The organism is Lactobacillus johnsonii ATCC 33200, from assembly GCF_000159355.1.
Taxonomy (GTDB): domain Bacteria; phylum Bacillota; class Bacilli; order Lactobacillales; family Lactobacillaceae; genus Lactobacillus; species Lactobacillus johnsonii.
Genome location: NZ_GG670120.1, coordinates 633883 through 649829, shown reverse-complemented (window position 1 = coordinate 649829; position 15947 = coordinate 633883). Strand labels below are relative to the sequence as shown.

Here is a 15947-nt window from a genome sequence, read left to right as displayed (position 1 = left end):
ATTCTCTGTACTACTGGTGCAGCAATAATTCAATTAATTATTGCTTTGCAAGCCAAGACGAGTGAATTACTGTTACCTAAGGCACCGAAAAATGGTTCTCGGATTTTACTAGAAAAAATTAAACCTTTTTGGCAACATTTAAGTTTTAATTATAAAGTTACTTTGAGAAATATTTTTCGCTATAAAGTAAAAATGATTATGACTATTCTAGGTATTGCGGGATGCACTGGCTTATTAATGATGGGATTTGGAATTCGTGATTCACTAGCGGGTATTGGACAAAAACAATACAGTGAGATTATTAAGTATGATCTGATTGCGGTTGATAAAGATTCTCTGTCTAGCGAACAAAGCACTAAATTGAATCAGAAGCTTTCCTCTAGTCAGGTAAATAAACATTTGCCAGTATATTTTGAAAATGTTTCGAAAAAAATTGCCGGTACTAATCAGTATATTTCGATAATTGTTCCAGAAAAGGGTAGCGAGATTAGCAAATATATTAGTTTGAGAAATAGATCCTCTGGTCAAAAAATAAACTTAAATGGTCGGGGAATAGTTATTTCAGAAAAATTGGCTAAATTACTAAATTTAAGTATTGGGAATGAGTTAAGTTTAGTAACTACTAATGGCAAAAAAGTAAAATTACCTATTGGTAATATCTGTGAAATGTATATGGGACACTATGTCTTAATGAGTTCGGGTGTTTATCGCAAATACTTTGGTCGAAAAGCCATTAAAATGCTCAATTAATTGAGTTGAATAATAAAACTCAAATTAATTCTTTTGCGAGTTCTTTGATGAAAACTGGAGCAGTTAGTGCAATTAATTTAAATACTAATAATCAACAAATTATCGATAGTTTGATTCAAAGTATGGATAAAGTAATGTTTCTATTGATTGGGCTGGCTGACTTATTAGCAGTGGTAGTGATTTTTACTTTAACGACAACCAATTTAGAAGAGCGAATGAGAGAAATTGCAATCTTGAAAGTATTAGGTTTTTACAATAATGAGGCTAGTTTATATATTTATCGAGAAACGATTATTTTATCAATTTTTGGTATTTTAATTGGATTTTTAATTGGTAATTGGCTACATGGTTTTATTATTGATAATTTAGCTCCCCTAAATGCAATGTTTAAACCTGGAATTTTATTTAGTAATTATTTATTATCAGCTTTAATTTCGTTAGTCATTACAGGTATTATGGCCGTTTTCGTAAATCGCAAGATTAAAGAAGTTAATATGCTAGAAGCACTGAAATCAGTAGATTGATTCCTCTATATTAAGTTTTAGATCTCTTAATAGCTTTAAAGCTAACTTTAGCTTCTCTTAATACTTTTATTAAGGATTATGCATACTTTTATCGAAAGAGCATCGTATGCTTTTAAATAATAAAATTTAATTAAGGAGGACTTCCTAGCATGAAATATACAAAATATACTACTATTCCTTTACTTACCGCCCCTTTAGCAGGAATAACAGTTGAAACAACTTCTACACAAGTTAAAACAGTATAAGCAAGTACAACTAAAACTTCAAAAAAGGTCAGTCTAGTGATCAAAAAAGTGAAAAAATGGGAACACCTCCATCTGATACGGGACAACAACCACCTGCCAGACAAATGGGAAAAGGTGGTCCAAATACACGAGGATGCAACTAGTGATGATAATGCTAACTTTTATGGGTTGGATTCAGTTGTTTTAACAAATGGAAAAAAGCTGTTGCTACTGTAAAGAATACAAAAATAAATTCGAACGCGACTGGAGCAAATGGTATTTTTGCAACTAACTAATAATGGTACGGTTAATGTTAAAAATACTACAATTAAAACGACTGGTGAAGCTAATTCAAGAGGGTTAGATGCAACTTATGGTGGAAAAATTAATGCTGATAAAATTAAAATTTCTACTAATGGTGATCATTCTGCGGCTGTAGCTATCGACAGAGGTGGTGGCGTTGTCAAAGTAAATAATTCTAAAATTACCACAAAGGGTTCTGGTTCTCCGTTAGTCTATTCTATAGGAAGCATTTCTTTAAAAAATGTAACAGGTATAGCTCATGGTAGCCAGATTGCTGGAATGGAGGGCTATAATAAGATACTCCTCAATAATTCCACTTTAACTTCGACCAGCAATAAAATCTCTGGCTCCGATCCAATTAAAAATGGGGTAATTATTTATCAATCCACTTCAGGAGATGAGGAGACTGCTGCAGGAAAAGGTGCATCCTTTAATGCGAAAAATTCAACGTTAAAAACAAAAATTTCTAGTGGTACTATGTTTTATGTAACAAATACTACAGATAAAATTAACTTAGAAAATACTAAGCTTGATTTTAGTAATAAAAAAGTAGATCTATTAAATGTTACTGATAATAGCTCTAATAATTGGGAACAAAAGATAAAAATGATGGACATATTGTTTTAACTGCTACTAAGCAAAAGTTAAAGGGAAATATTGTAGTAGACACAATGTCGAGTACAAATATTAAATTGTTAAAAAATTCAACTTATACTGGTACAACTTCCATCATTAGTAATAAATACGCTTCCTCAAAATCAAAAACTCCACTGACGATGAATATTACTTCTAATTCTAAATGGATCGTAACTGGTAATTCAAGAGTTACCAATTTAAATGTAGCTAAGGGGGAAAAGTAATTGATACAAAAGGGCGCAAAGTAACTATTAATAAAAATGTAAAACCGTTCAGAAAGGAAATAGTCCATATACAATTACTGTAACAGGAACTTTTTCAACCAATTCAAACTAATAGATAAGAAAGACAGTGTGAGTATACTGACATCTCGGATCTATAAATGGCCCAATGTTAGTATTTTTATCTTCTGAATTCTTAAATATTAAAAAAAGCTAAAATAATAAATAGCTTAGTAAGTTTAATAATGATATCATTTACTTAATTTGATTTTTATGGAAGGTAATTAGATGAGAAAATACTTTAATATTCGCGGGGGTGCAGGCGACCTAACTAAGCCTGATATTAATACTAGACCCCAAGATAATCTTTACTTAGCCGTTAACTCAGAATGGCTTTCAAAAGCAAAAATTCCAGCTGACAGAACTTCAACCGGTATTAACTTGATTTTAGATATGCGGATTGAAGATCAATTGATGAAGGATTTTGCTGAATTTGCTGAAGAGGAAAAGGAGATTCCTACTATACCTAATTTTGCAAAAGCAATTAATCTTTATAAATTAGCAATTGATTTTGATAAAAGAAATAAAGAACAGGCAGAACCAATCAAAGCTGATTTAGAAAAATTAATTTCGTTGAGTAGTTTTAAAGAATTTAATAGACAAGCTGCTGACTTGTTTGCAAAAGGATATGACTTACTATTCAATATTTTTGTAATGGAAGATATGAAGGATACTGATCATAATGCCTTATATGCAGAAGGACCAGGAACTTTCTTGCCAGATACTACTGCATATCAAAGTGAGGATGCTGAAAAATTACTTTCTACCTTGGAAAAGCAAACAGTTAAGCTACTTGTGATGGCTGGAGTAGAGGAAGAACAAGCAGAGACTTGGGCAAGAAAGGGTATTGAATTCGATAAGAAACTTGCTAAAGTTTTGAAGTCAACTGAAGAATGGGCTGATTATGCAGCTACTTATAATCCAGTTAAATTAGCAGATTTTGAAGCTAAGTTTGAGAATTTCGACATCAATGCTTTCTTAAAGCAACTTTTACCTGAACTACCTGATCAAGTAATTGAAGCAGAGCCACGTTATTTTGATCATATCAATGAATTTTTAAATAATAGTGAATTTGCCGAAATTAAGAGCTGGATGATTGTTAAGTTTATTAATGGAGTAGCTAACTACTTATCTCAAGACTTTAGAGCAGCTGCTTTTCCATTTAGACAAGCTGTTTATGGTGTGCCTGAAATGCCGGCACAAGATAAGCATGCATACCGTTTAGCAAATGCGGCTTTTGATGAAGTTGTTGGAATTTACTACGGCAAAACTTATTTTGGCGATGATGCTAAAAATGATGTAATTAGCATGATCAATAATATGCTAAAAGTATACGAACAAAGAATTCAAGACAATGAATGGCTTTCCGAAACAACTAAGAAACAAGCTATTGTTAAATTGCAAGCCTTAAAACTCAAAATTGGTTATCCAGAAAAGAATCAAGCTGTTTTTGACCGACTAGTAGTTGATTTAAATAAGAGTCTATATGAAAACCGAGCTCTTATTAATCAAGAAAAGATCAAAGATAATTTACAAAAATTAAACAAGAAACCTGATCGAAGCGTTTGGGCAATGCCAGGTAACTTAAACAATGCTTGCTATGACCCACAAAAGAATGATTTAACTTTCCCAGCTGGAATTTTGCAGGCACCATTCTATGATGCAAAACAATCTCGTGCAGCTAACTATGGCGGAATCGGCGCAACCATTGGTCATGAAGTTTCTCATGCTTTTGATAATAATGGAGCTCAGTTTGATGAAAAGGGTAATATGAAGAACTGGTGGACTAAAGAAGACTTTGCTGAGTTCAATAAACGTACTAAGGCCGTTGCCGATATTTTTGATGGCTTACAGTATGGACCAGCTAAGTTAAATGGTAAGCAAGTTGTTTCTGAAAACATTGCCGATTTAAGTGGTCTTTCTTGTGCAATTGCTGCTAATAAAGCAGAAGGCGGAGAAATGAGAGATCTCTTTGAAACTTATGCGAAGAGCTGGATGCAAAAACAACGTCCAGAATCAATTACAGCAGAAGTTCAATCAGACGTACATGCACCCCAACCAACAAGAGTTAATATTCCTGTTCAAAATCAAGATGAGTTTTACGAAGCTTACAATGTAACTCCAGAAGATGGAATGTGGCTAGATCCTGAAGATAGAATTACTATTTGGTAATACAAAACAGAGAGGTTATAAATTATAATCTCTCTGTTTTTCTATACCATAAATTTTATACTATAATACTCAATGTAAGCGCTGATAAACATAGGAGGATAAAATATATGGCACAATTTAAAAACAATAATTTTGGGGATGTCTTACTCAATCGTCATTCGGTTCGGCATTTTGATAAAAATGTGAAAATTCCACGGTCTGAATTAAGAGAGAGTTAAAGAAGTAACTACTGCACCTTCTACATGTAACTTGCAGGCTTGGCAATTTGTAGTAGTGGATACGGATGAAGGTAAGAAGAAATTACATGAATTTTACATGCCCTTCAATAAATAATCCGCAAATTGATACATCAAGTGCAGTTATTCAGGTTTTTGGTAACACCTTAGCCTTTAAGAAGTATCGTGCATTATGGGATCAAATGTACGCAGAAAAGAGAATTTCAAAAGAAGAACTAGATAAAGTTTATAATACGTTTTTACCATTATATGAGCATGCAGATAAAACAATGCTTACGGCTGACGCAATGGTTGATTCTTCACTTGCTGCAATGCAGTTAATGTTAATTGCTAGAGCACATGGATATGAAACAAATGCAATGACTGGTTATGATGCAAAAAAAGCGGCAAGTGTAATGGGACTTGATCCAGAGCAGTATGTTCCAGTAATGGGGATTGCTCTTGGAAAACCAAATAAAAATGTAGAAGAACTTAAGTCAGTTAGGTATCCAGTTGATGAAGTTTTAAAATTCGAATAAAGATAATACTTAGATTTTAAAGGTAGAAATTTATTTCTGCCTTTTTCTATAATCCTTTGAAAATAGATGGGCACGACAGTGAAGGGTAAAGAGCAAGTAATAAAAAGATATTTTAACTCGTGGATTGTTCCAAACTTTAAAGATTTTGAGGATACTTTCAGTAAAAATGCTAGCTATAGTGAATGTTATAGTCCAATTTATAGGAATAAAGCTGAAATTATAGCCTGGTATAAAGATTGGAATAAGAATTGGACAAGTATTGGAATGGCCAATTAAGAATATTTGGATTAATAATGAGATAGCTTTTGTTGAATGGCATTTTAAATGTAATTATAAAAATAGAATTGGTGAGTTTGATGGTGTATCAATTATTAAATTTGATGAAGCAAATAAGATGATTTCTGTGAAAGGATTTCAATCAGCTTCTAGGCATGTTTATCCGTATGAAAATAGGACTTCTATCTGAGACTATTAGGGCAGAAGTACTATTTATTACGTTCAACTTTGATTTTTCTAAAGTCAGTATCTTTACCAATTTTCATATTAAAATTAATATAAAAAGTATTAATTAGGCAAACACAAAAATAGAGGACGTAATAATGACAAAATATGTAGTAGCTCCTGATTCATTTAAGGAAAGCATGACAGCAAAAGAAGTCTGTGATGCGATGGAAAGGGGAATAAAAATTGTTGATAAGGATGCCCAAGTAATCAAGGTACCTATGGCAGATGGTGGAGAAGGGACAGTTGATTCTTTAGTCGATGCAACCCATGGTCAAAGAATTACGGTTGAGGTTACAGGACCACTTGGCAATAAGATAAGAGCATATTATGGAATTTTAGGTAACGGGACAACTGCTGTGATTGAAATGGCTAAGGCGAGCGGTTTAGAAATAGTAGAAAAGCAGAAGCGTAATCCGCTACTAACCACCACTTTTGGTACTGGTGAATTGATTGGGGATGCGTTAGATCACAATGTTAAAGAAATTATTATTGGATTAGGCGGCAGTAGCACTAATGATGGTGGTAGCGGGATGGCACAAGCCTTAGGAGCAAAACTGCTAGATAAAAATAACCGTCAAATTTCGTTTGGTGGAGGAAGTTTAGATAAATTAGACAAAATTGATATTTCTAACTTAGATTCAAGACTTCAAGACGTAAGAATTATTTTAGCAAGTGATGTGACAAATCCATTAATTGGCGAAGATGGTGCATCAAGAGTTTTTGGACCACAAAAAGGTGCCACACCAGAAATGGTTGAAAAACTTGAAAATAATTTACAGCATTACGCTAAAATTATTAAACGTGATTTGAATAAAGATATTGCAATGGCAGCAGGAAGTGGAGCAGCTGGTGGTTTAGGAGCTGGGTTAATGGCATTTACTACTTGTGAAATGCGGCAAGGAGTAGACATTGCAATTGAAGTAACAAAACTAGAAGATAAAATTAGAACTGCTGACTATGTATTTACCGGAGAAGGTGGTACCGACTCTCAAACCAAGTTTGGAAAAACACCATATGGAGTTGCTAAATTAGGTAAAAAGTATCATAAGCCAGTTATCTCATTAGCAGGGTATTTGGGAGAAGGAATTGATAGTTTATATAGTGAAGGCTTCACTGCAATTTTTGGAATTATTCCCGGAGCGTGTGATCTTTCAACCGCTTTGAAAAATGGACCAAGTAATGTGGCTAGAGCTACAGAAAATATAGTTCGTTTACTTAATTTTTAAAGGGTGTAGACCCGATATTGCTGATGAATTAGCTATAATATGCATGCTAAGGAGGAAAATTCATGACGTTGGTATTAACTCAAAGTGATTTTAGAGCAAATCTAACGAAATACTTAGACCAAGTTAATGATGATGAAATAGTTTATATTGTTAGATCTAATAGCCGTTCAGTAGCAGTTCTTTCACAAGAAAAATTATATTGGATGGAGAAAGCTCTTCAATCAAAAGAAGATTCTTTAGAGTACGCGATCGCTCGTGATCAACTAATTCAAAGACATGAGTTACCGGAAGATCCAATTGTAGAATCAACTGATAATTACTGGAATCAATTTAAGTAATTGGGAAAAATACACATTTTCACAAAAAATGGACAGCAATCTAGAATAGAGCAAAAAACTTCTACTTTTAATGGTAGAAGTTTTTTTAGTGTTCTTATTAATCTTCACTTTGATCCCAAATCTTTTTAGCAGCTGGGATTTTGCCTAAATCAGTGATTTCATCTTTATCTAACACAACTAAATTATTAGGTCCTTGCGCGAGCTGGTTAAAACTATCTAAGCTTTGATTTCTGAAATAGCCATCCCCAGCTTTATCAAGAGCTGTTTGTAATTTATCAATTCGATAAGCGTCGGCGTCAGCTTGAGTTTTTACTGCTTCAGCATTTGCTTTTGCAGTAGCAACGAGCGCGTCGTTCTTGGCTTTAGTAGTTAATTCAATATTTCTAGCTTCACCTTCGGCACGAGCGATAGCGGCAGTTTTTTCACGGTCAGCAGTTAACTGCTTATCCATGGCCTTTTGAATTTCTGGGCTAGGGAGCAATTCATCAACGTTAACACGAACTACTTGAATTCCATAAATATCAGTTAAATCACCAATTGCTTTTGATAGTTGGGCATTGATTTCACTAGTTGATCCTAGAGCTTCATTCAATTCCATTCGTCCGATAATATCACGTAAGTGACCACGAATTAATTGCACCATTGATTCAACAGAGTCCGTATTGTTATAGAAGTACTTGTAGGCGTCAGTAACAAGATAGTTTAAGGTTAAGCTGGTAGTGATTTCGGCATTATCCTTAGTGATAATACGATATTTAGAAATTTCTAAGGGCTGCAACGCTAAGCTTACCTTTCTCAAACTTTGGAAAATTGGCCAAATAAAGACTAAACCAGCTTTTACAGTTCTTGAGTATTTACCTAAGGTTTCGACTAGACCTACATAGTTTTGCGGTACGATCCGTAAGCCACATAAGAAATAAATAATGATTAGTAAAATAATCACACCAATAAAAACATAAATCATGGTATACCCTCCAATTAATTGAGTTTGATGATATTATCTAATATTTTAAGTAAAGATAAAAGATTATTTAAAGACTTTTCTTGTATTAATTATGACTTTTAATTAATAAAGTTATGTAAGCATAGAAAATACTACTATAGTTTCTTTGAGAAAAATGTACATATACGGCGGTGCAGGTTAGTTTACCGATATAATTTTGCATCTTAGTTTATCTTTTTGACCACTTAATAAAAATGGCTTGTAAATTAAAATCTGCACAGTAATATTAAAATATAAATAAAAAATTAAAAGGAGAGGTTAAGGATGAAGCTAAGCGGAATATTTAGAATAAATAAAGGTCGCTTTATTCTAATTTTTTTAATGATAATACTTGCTGCTGTAATAGATACCCTTTCTCAGTATTTGATGACACCGGCATTTAATAATTTAAAAAATTTGAATTTTTTAGGCTTTGTAATCTTTATTGCTTTATCAAGGTTCTGTGATATTTGCCGGTTATTATTGAGTTCGGGTTCAGACTACTTATACAGTAAACAAAGTCAAAGTTATTTACATAAAATAAGAAAAAAGATCAGCTTATATTTATTTAAGAAGCAAATTGATGATACGGCGTCAGTTCAAAATAATTTAGCTGCTAACTTGGATCAATTAACTAGAAACTATTTAAAGCCAATTAAAGCTGCCTTCTTAGATGGGTTGATGGTTATTTTTTCAATAGCAGTGTTATTTTCTTATAATTGGAGCTTAGTTTTATTAACGCTTATCCTAACTTTAGTTTCACTTTTGTTGCCAAAGGTATTTGAAAATATGAGTTCAAATGCGACGATTGAAGTCACTAAAAGCAATGAAAAACTTTTAAAAGCAATTTCAAACTGGATTAATGGCTTAGATGAATTAAGAAGATATAGTAGTTTTAGAATTTATTCTGAGTCCATGAATCAAGCAGCTGCTGCTTATAAAAAGGCGGCTATTCACCAAGGTGCAACTATTGCTATGGCCGACTTAGCTACCTCTATTGTTAATATAGTTGGACAGATAATCTTGATGATTCTGGCTGCATATTTATACTTTAATGGGCAAATAGTCTTTGGTGCCGTTATTACAACAATTCGATTTTGTTCGACAGTTATGAATGGTACTGCATTATTAGCTACGCAATGGAACTTAATTAAATCATCAAAAAAGTTAAATGAAAAGATAACCTCATTAGAAGGCGCGAGCGCACCTTTACAAAATGAGCATCAAGATGAAAACGTAACTAAATTACAAATAAAGGGGCTACAGCATCAATTTAAGAATGGTGAACTTATTTCTTACCCCGATTTAACTATAAAAAGTGGTGAAAAAGTTTTAGTAACAGGCGATAGTGGTAGTGGAAAATCGACTTTATTTAAGTTGATCTTAGGTAAATTATCACCAACTAGTGGCAAAGTGATTTTTGAAGATAAGAACGGAAAAGAAATTAAACTCAATCGGGATGAAGTTGGATATGTAGCACAAGATAATACTCTTTTTCCTGATACTATTGAAAATAATATGACAATGTTCAATTCAAAGCTTGATGAGAAAGTAAAAAGAATAGTTAAACAAGTTGAATTTGAAAATGATCTTAAAAAAATCCCAGATGGTTTAAAGCATGAAATTAATTTGGATGAAGGAAATTTATCAGGAGGACAAAAGCAAAAAATCGTTTTGGCAAGAGCAATTTTAGCCGGATCAAAATGGCTCTTTATTGATGAGGGAACAAGTGCAATTGACAGTAAAGCAACAAAGAAAATTTTGAAAAATTTACTTGATCAGGAAACTACTATTGTCATGATTGCTCATAATTTTAATGATGAGCTAGAGAACATGTTCGATCGGAAAATCAGCTTGAAAAATGGAGGGGATTAGGAATGAGCTTTAAGGGATTTATCAAGACAAACTACCTTAGATTTATTTATATCAATTTTTTATCCATTATTTCTGGATTGGGCGCAATTGGTGCTGGGTATGTCCAAATGTACTGGTTAACTTTTATCAAGAATAAAAACTGGATGGGAGTATTATGGACAAGTCTTGTTATCGGACTCTTATATTTAGCAGCGCAAGGATTAATTTATTACATTCAGTTTGTTACTCGTATTCAAGAAGAGGAATATAATAAAAAAATTCGTAATAATCTTGCTAGTCATTACTTTAAGGATAATAAGTATCACAAAATAGCTGCGGTTCAAAATCGAATGACTAACGACCTTGAGATGGTAAGAGAAAATTATTTTGATTGGTATCCTATTGTTCCTTTTTATGGAACAATGTTTATTGCTGCATTGGTTGCTTTACTTACAATTCACTGGCAAATTTTTATTGTAAGTATTTTGATTGATATTGCATCTTACTATATTCCTAAACTTATTCAGAAAAAGATGGAAAAGGCGACAACCAATGTTTCTGTTCAAAATAAACATTATTTAGATACGTTAGAAAAATGGTTTTCTGGAGTTGAAGAATTACGCAGATATTTTGCTGGTGCAAAGCTATTTCAGGTTCAGAGTCAGGCAGCTAATAAGATTGAAAAAGCCCATGTTCATCAAACTGGTACGCAGCAAGAACTAATTGTAATAAATGGACTATGTAATTCAGTAGGACAATTAATCCTTCTTGCTCTTACTGGATATATGATCACTCAAGGACAAGTACTTTTTGGTGCAATCATGTCAGTACAGAATTTTGCAGCTAATATTTCAATCGGCTTGCAACAAATGATCCAAGCATTGAGTTTTATGAAATCTTCTGAAGAACTAATGGGCCAAATTAGTAATGATTCTGCACCAATAAAAAACAATTCAAAAGTTGAGAGGAAAAAGCCAGCATTAATTTCTACTGAGAATTTAGCTTTAGCTTTTCCAAACGGTGAGAAGCTAAGTTTTCCTGATATTCAAATAAAATCTGGAGAAAAAATTTTGTTAACTGGGGATTCCGGAGCTGGAAAATCTACTTTGTTTAAATTGATCTTAGGTTCAATAAACCCGACACAAGGATCAATTATTTTTAAAGATAAAGATGGAAAAGAAATTAATCCTGATATGTCGAAGATTGGTTATATTCCACAAGATCCAAATCTATTTCCTGGAACGATTGAAGAAAACATTACTATGTTTAATTCAAAATTAAATTCTCAAGTAGAGCCCATAATCAAAGAAGTTAATTTTACTCATGATATTGCTAAATTCAAAGAAGGATTAGAGCATCAAGTAGATCTAGATAAACTAAATATATCGGGCGGTCAAAGACAAAAGATTGTTCTAGCCCGGGCTAAAGTTCATGGAAGTGACATAATTTTGATCGATGAAGGAACTAGTGCGATAGATCAAAAGGCAACTATGAATATTTTGAAGAATTTAGTTAAGGGTAAAGAGACGATTATTTTTATAGCGCATAATTTTAATCAAGAAATGCGTGCATTATTTGATCGTGAAATTCATTTAGTTAAAGATTGACGATAAAGAAATACTGGTAATCAACGTTAAAATAAATATTGATTGCCAGTATTTTCTGCCTAAAGGGATGTATTTTTAATTAAAGATCATTGTCTAACTTGTTTTTAGTAACGGATGTATCTAGAATATATGTATTGAAACTTTGAGTTACGTCTACATCAAACTGGTTAAGTAAGTCCATTGCTGCCCAATCAGTATCGTCTGCTTCAAAAAATATACTTTCGAAAGAGCTGAACATATCTAATAGCACGCTTTGAGTGAACTTAGGACATGTTTTTGGATTCGTAGAACAGATATAAGCAATTTCATTATTTTCAGTAAAAATAATATTTTCAATTTGAAAATTTTTATTAAGATGATAATATCCTGTTTTAGTAGGAACTTCTTTAATAAACTGATCTTTTGAGATAGTTAGTGGTGACACAACTTTATGACTGTTTTTATAATATTGGTATAGAAAATCACAACAGTCTAAATATTTATTATTGTGCATATCGAATTTTTGAATAGTTATTTTTTCTTCAGGAAGCAATTTCATATTATGTTTTTTAACAGTTAATGAAAAACACTGTCTTTTTAATTGAAAGCCATTTTTAGTTAAAAAATCGATTAAAGACTTTTGGGTTGAATCAAGCATAACTTGTAGTGGCTTTGAAGTGGGAGGAGCTTACTTTAGAACGGCACAATTATTACCGATTTATCAAACAGCGGAACATTATAATAGAGAAGTTCTATTGATTCATGGTTTAGCATATAAAGTCGTATCACCTAATGCTTCAAGAAAATTCCATACACTTTTGCCTAAAAGTGAGCTCCATTTAATTCCAGATGAGTGTCACATGTTTAAGGGAAAAAATAGACCTGAAGTATTAAAATTAGTTAGTGAGTTTATAATAAAGTAAAAGTATAGTATCAAAATAAGCAGTAATTATTTAACTAATTGCTGCTTATTTTTTTGTGAATATTTTTTATGAATTTGCGCTTGAAATATTAAATATTCTTAAGTAAAATTTAATATAATTCAATCATTGAGAAAAGAGGAGCATCATTTATGAAATATATTGCATTTGTTTTACATAATTTTTCAACTGGAAATAAGAAAATTGAATTAGTTTTACCAGAAGTCTGGCAAGCTGCTTCTCTGTTTGATCAACTTCAAAAGAATTTTGTTGAATTTTCTAAATATTTAGAGTGGGTTGAAAAAATTAAGTCTGTTAAAGATGAAGCTGCATCAATTAAAATGTTTCAAGAAAAGATGGTTGCTGGGGAGGCATTTAATTTAGTTATTTTAGTTGATGGTGTCCCTAGTGGAATGATTGATTTACACGAGTTGAATCAACGATCAGGTGAAGTAGGGTATTGGCTTTCTGCGGATGCTCAGCATTTAGGAATTATGACTAAATCAGTTGAGTTTTTAGTAGAGTATGCCTTTAAACAGCTAAATTTAGAATTTTTGATTTTACGAACAGCTCAAGATAACTTAGCTAGTCAACATGTAGCCCAGCGTGCAAGATTTCAGTATGTGAAAGATGATGAAAATGATCATAAAGTCTTTGTATTGAAGAACGAGTAAAGTCCGGAGGAACAGAGATGGAATTTAAGAAGATAACGAACAAAAATCTGTGGGATGTTGTCAATCTTCAAGTTAAGGAAAATCAAAAGAAATATATTGCGACTAATACAGTTAGTTTATTAGAAGCTTATGCTACCAAGAATGAAAATGAACGAGTTGAAACTTTTGCTGTGTATGAAAAAGATATATTAGTTGGTTTTATTATGATTAACTTTAATGTATTCAATTGGGACGGAGCCCCAAGAGTAGCTCGTAATAATTATTGTATCTGGCGCTTTATGATTGACCAAAGATACCAGGGAAAAGGGTTAGGCAAAAAAGCACTAAATAAGCTTATTGAGTATATAAGAACGAAGCCTCTAGGTGAGAGTAAAAAAATATATTTGTCCTATGTACCTGGAAACGACTGGGCGGAAAAATTATACAAAGAAGCTGAGTTTGTTTCGAATGGAGAAAAAGATGGGGAAGAAATTGTGTTATTGCTCGATTTAAGTGGTGAAAATAATGACAGATAAAGTTGTTGATTGGGCTATGCGCCTTCAAAGCTTAGCGCAAGCTGGATTAACATATGGAAAAGATAGTTTTGATGTATCAAGAAATCCGCGATATTTCGGCTAAAATGATAGCTGAGAAGGCAGTTTTGCCAATTGAGAAAGTTAAAAATCTCTTCTGCAACGAAGTTGGTTATCAAACTTCTAAGATTGCAACGCGAGCAGCAATATTCAAGGATAATAAAATGTTGCTGGTTCAAGGAAGAAGCCGGCATTGATATTACTGTTGAAAAGCTAGTTGCAATTCATGATAGTAATAAGCACTATAAAGGGATGTATCCTTATGGAATTAGCCAGTATTTTTCTTATGTAAGCCGGTTGGTGGAAGCTTTAAAGAAAACAATGAAACTATTGCAAGTGATTATTTTGCGTTAGAGGATTTACCCGAGTTGAGTGAAGATAAGGGATCACGTGAGCAGGTAGAAATGTGCTTTAAGGCATATCATGATCCATATTGGCAGGCGGAGTTTGAGTAGAAATAAGTTTATATAGCAGTATAAAAAATAAAGGGATTGATGGTTATGAAATCAAAAAGTGTAAGCTTTAAAATTGCAGTTTTATTTTTAACTTTTACGGCAGTGTTTACACTATTCCGATCATCAATGTCAGGAATATTTTCATTATTCTATGCTAAAAATGGCATCCCGACTGCTAATATCAGTTCAATAAAATCATTTCAAAATATTGGTATCATGCTAGGGTTGCTACCAGCTGGATATTTAGGAGATAGAATTGGAAGGTTAAAGGTTCTAGCTTTATCTTCAATAATTATTGCGAGTAGTTTTTTAATCCTAATTCTATTTAGAAACTTTTTATTTTTTTCTCTAGCAGAACTTTTATATGGAATTGGACTTGCACTTAATTCTGGAACACTCATTGCTTATATAACTGACTTGCAGGAGCAAAATCATATTTTTCCGAATAGCAAGTTAATGGGGACGCAAGTGATTATCCTAAATTTAACCACCTTAATAGGTGGAAATATTGACACCGAGCTCTTTGCAATTACAGATACTGCACCAGTTTGGTTTGCTTTGATAGGATTAGGATTATATCCTGCGTTTATTTTTGTCATGATAAAGTTTTTATCTTTTTCGGATAATCAGGCAGCGCATAAGCGGAAAAATAATAGTATTAAAAATATCGCTAGTTTCTTTAAAAAAATAAATTTCTGGATATTGTTGTTGCTAAACGTTGGATATGATTGTGGGACGCAATTTATTTTAATATATTGGTCGATTATCTACGTTGAAAAATTAGGCTTTAACTTATCTCTTGTCTATACCTTATTTATGTGTGCACTTATTTTAGGATCGCTTCTATTTAATAGAATATCGACATTTGCTAGTTCAAGAAGCATCACGATATTAAATACACTGTGCATGATTTCTGTGCTTGTTTTGAGTGGAATTTTAGAAAATAAATATTTATTATTGAGTCTTTTTCTATTGATTGAATTATTAATGTGGGATGATGTCAAGACAGATTTTCTGCTACTAGTAATGAAGCAATTTATGGAGAAAGCAACAAGTCTACCATGCTTTCGACAATTTCATTTATTGCTGAAATTTTAGTCAGTCTTTCTTTATTTGTAAGTAACGCAATTATGAAGTGGGCTGGGAATTTAAAAGTAATGTTTTTTGTATCAGCAGCTTACTTCAGCATTGT

Annotated in this window: 15 protein-coding genes and 3 pseudogenes; 16 read left to right on the top strand and 2 right to left on the bottom strand. The window is 32.5% G+C overall.

The features are described from left to right. Window positions 1-45 precede the first annotated feature (45 nt). From HMPREF0528_RS09450 to HMPREF0528_RS03050, 9 genes and pseudogenes are all read left to right on the top strand, one after another. Entirely contained in the window at window positions 46-750 is a 705-nt protein-coding gene (locus tag HMPREF0528_RS09450) for an ABC transporter permease family protein (protein WP_004895008.1), read from the top strand. Between the two features lie 5 nt (window positions 751-755). Next, window positions 756-1274: an ABC transporter permease gene (locus HMPREF0528_RS09445; RefSeq protein WP_225844879.1), complete on the top strand. Its 519-nt coding sequence runs from the start codon at window positions 756-758 to the stop codon at window positions 1272-1274. A 506-nt stretch (window positions 1275-1780) separates the two neighbouring features. Next, window positions 1781-2428: a hypothetical protein gene (locus HMPREF0528_RS09440; protein ID WP_234600836.1), complete on the top strand. Its 648-nt coding sequence runs from the start codon at window positions 1781-1783 to the stop codon at window positions 2426-2428. After that, window positions 2389-2661, top strand: a complete 273-nt coding sequence (locus tag HMPREF0528_RS09435; RefSeq protein ID WP_004894998.1) for a hypothetical protein — start codon at window positions 2389-2391, stop codon at window positions 2659-2661. The genes HMPREF0528_RS09440 and HMPREF0528_RS09435 overlap by 40 nt, the downstream gene beginning before the upstream one ends. A 285-nt stretch (window positions 2662-2946) precedes the next feature. Next, a complete protein-coding gene (locus HMPREF0528_RS03075) occupies window positions 2947-4890 on the top strand; it encodes a M13 family metallopeptidase (RefSeq protein WP_004894996.1) in 1944 nt (647 codons plus the stop codon). Window positions 4891-4997: 107 nt separating this feature from the next. Continuing rightward, window positions 4998-5644: pseudogene (locus HMPREF0528_RS03070) on the top strand (nitroreductase family protein). A 259-nt stretch (window positions 5645-5903) separates the two neighbouring features. After that, window positions 5904-6110, top strand: coding sequence for a hypothetical protein (locus HMPREF0528_RS03060; RefSeq protein WP_004894989.1), 207 nt, complete (start codon window positions 5904-5906; stop codon window positions 6108-6110). A 133-nt stretch (window positions 6111-6243) separates the two neighbouring features. Continuing rightward, window positions 6244-7374, top strand: a complete 1131-nt coding sequence (locus HMPREF0528_RS03055) for a glycerate kinase family protein (RefSeq protein WP_004894985.1) — start codon at window positions 6244-6246, stop codon at window positions 7372-7374. A gap of 62 nt (window positions 7375-7436) precedes the next feature. Continuing rightward, window positions 7437-7712 (top strand): type II toxin-antitoxin system Phd/YefM family antitoxin, encoded by a 276-nt coding sequence (locus tag HMPREF0528_RS03050; RefSeq protein WP_004894983.1) that lies wholly within the window; start codon window positions 7437-7439, stop codon window positions 7710-7712. Between the two features lie 97 nt (window positions 7713-7809). On the opposite strand, the gene HMPREF0528_RS03045 is transcribed toward HMPREF0528_RS03050, so the two are convergent. Then, window positions 7810-8676, bottom strand: coding sequence for an SPFH domain-containing protein (locus HMPREF0528_RS03045; RefSeq protein ID WP_004894981.1), 867 nt, complete (start codon window positions 8674-8676; stop codon window positions 7810-7812). 303 nt (window positions 8677-8979) lie between these two features. Between HMPREF0528_RS03045 and HMPREF0528_RS03040 the strand changes: the two genes are divergently transcribed. Together HMPREF0528_RS03040 and HMPREF0528_RS03035 are read left to right on the top strand one after the other, a co-directional pair. Then, the gene (locus HMPREF0528_RS03040; protein ID WP_004894979.1) at window positions 8980-10569 is read left to right on the top strand and encodes an ATP-binding cassette domain-containing protein; all 1590 of its coding nucleotides are present in this window, start codon (window positions 8980-8982) and stop codon (window positions 10567-10569) included. Between the two features lie 2 nt (window positions 10570-10571). Continuing rightward, window positions 10572-12155 (top strand): ATP-binding cassette domain-containing protein, encoded by a 1584-nt coding sequence (locus tag HMPREF0528_RS03035; protein WP_004894976.1) that lies wholly within the window; start codon window positions 10572-10574, stop codon window positions 12153-12155. 79 nt (window positions 12156-12234) lie between these two features. Here the strand turns inward: HMPREF0528_RS03035 and HMPREF0528_RS03030 are convergent, their stop codons facing one another. Further along, a complete protein-coding gene (locus tag HMPREF0528_RS03030; protein ID WP_004894974.1) occupies window positions 12235-12792 on the bottom strand; it encodes a hypothetical protein in 558 nt (185 codons plus the stop codon). A gap of 4 nt (window positions 12793-12796) precedes the next feature. Here HMPREF0528_RS03030 and HMPREF0528_RS03025 point away from each other — a divergent pair. From HMPREF0528_RS03025 to HMPREF0528_RS03005, 5 genes and pseudogenes are all read left to right on the top strand, one after another. Beyond that, window positions 12797-13057 (top strand): annotated as a pseudogene (locus tag HMPREF0528_RS03025) (alpha/beta hydrolase family protein); the annotation flags it as partial. Between the two features lie 149 nt (window positions 13058-13206). Further along, on the top strand, window positions 13207-13728 hold the full coding sequence (locus HMPREF0528_RS03020) for a GNAT family N-acetyltransferase (RefSeq protein WP_004894967.1): 522 nt from the start codon (window positions 13207-13209) through the stop codon (window positions 13726-13728). 17 nt (window positions 13729-13745) lie between these two features. Further along, entirely contained in the window at window positions 13746-14243 is a 498-nt protein-coding gene (locus tag HMPREF0528_RS03015; protein ID WP_004894965.1) for a GNAT family N-acetyltransferase, read from the top strand. Beyond that, window positions 14233-14755 (top strand): annotated as a pseudogene (locus tag HMPREF0528_RS03010) (NUDIX hydrolase). The gene HMPREF0528_RS03015 and the pseudogene HMPREF0528_RS03010 overlap by 11 nt, the downstream one beginning before the upstream one ends. A gap of 45 nt (window positions 14756-14800) precedes the next feature. Then, window positions 14801-15853: an MFS transporter gene (locus HMPREF0528_RS03005; protein WP_234600835.1), complete on the top strand. Its 1053-nt coding sequence runs from the start codon at window positions 14801-14803 to the stop codon at window positions 15851-15853. Window positions 15854-15947 lie beyond the last annotated feature (94 nt).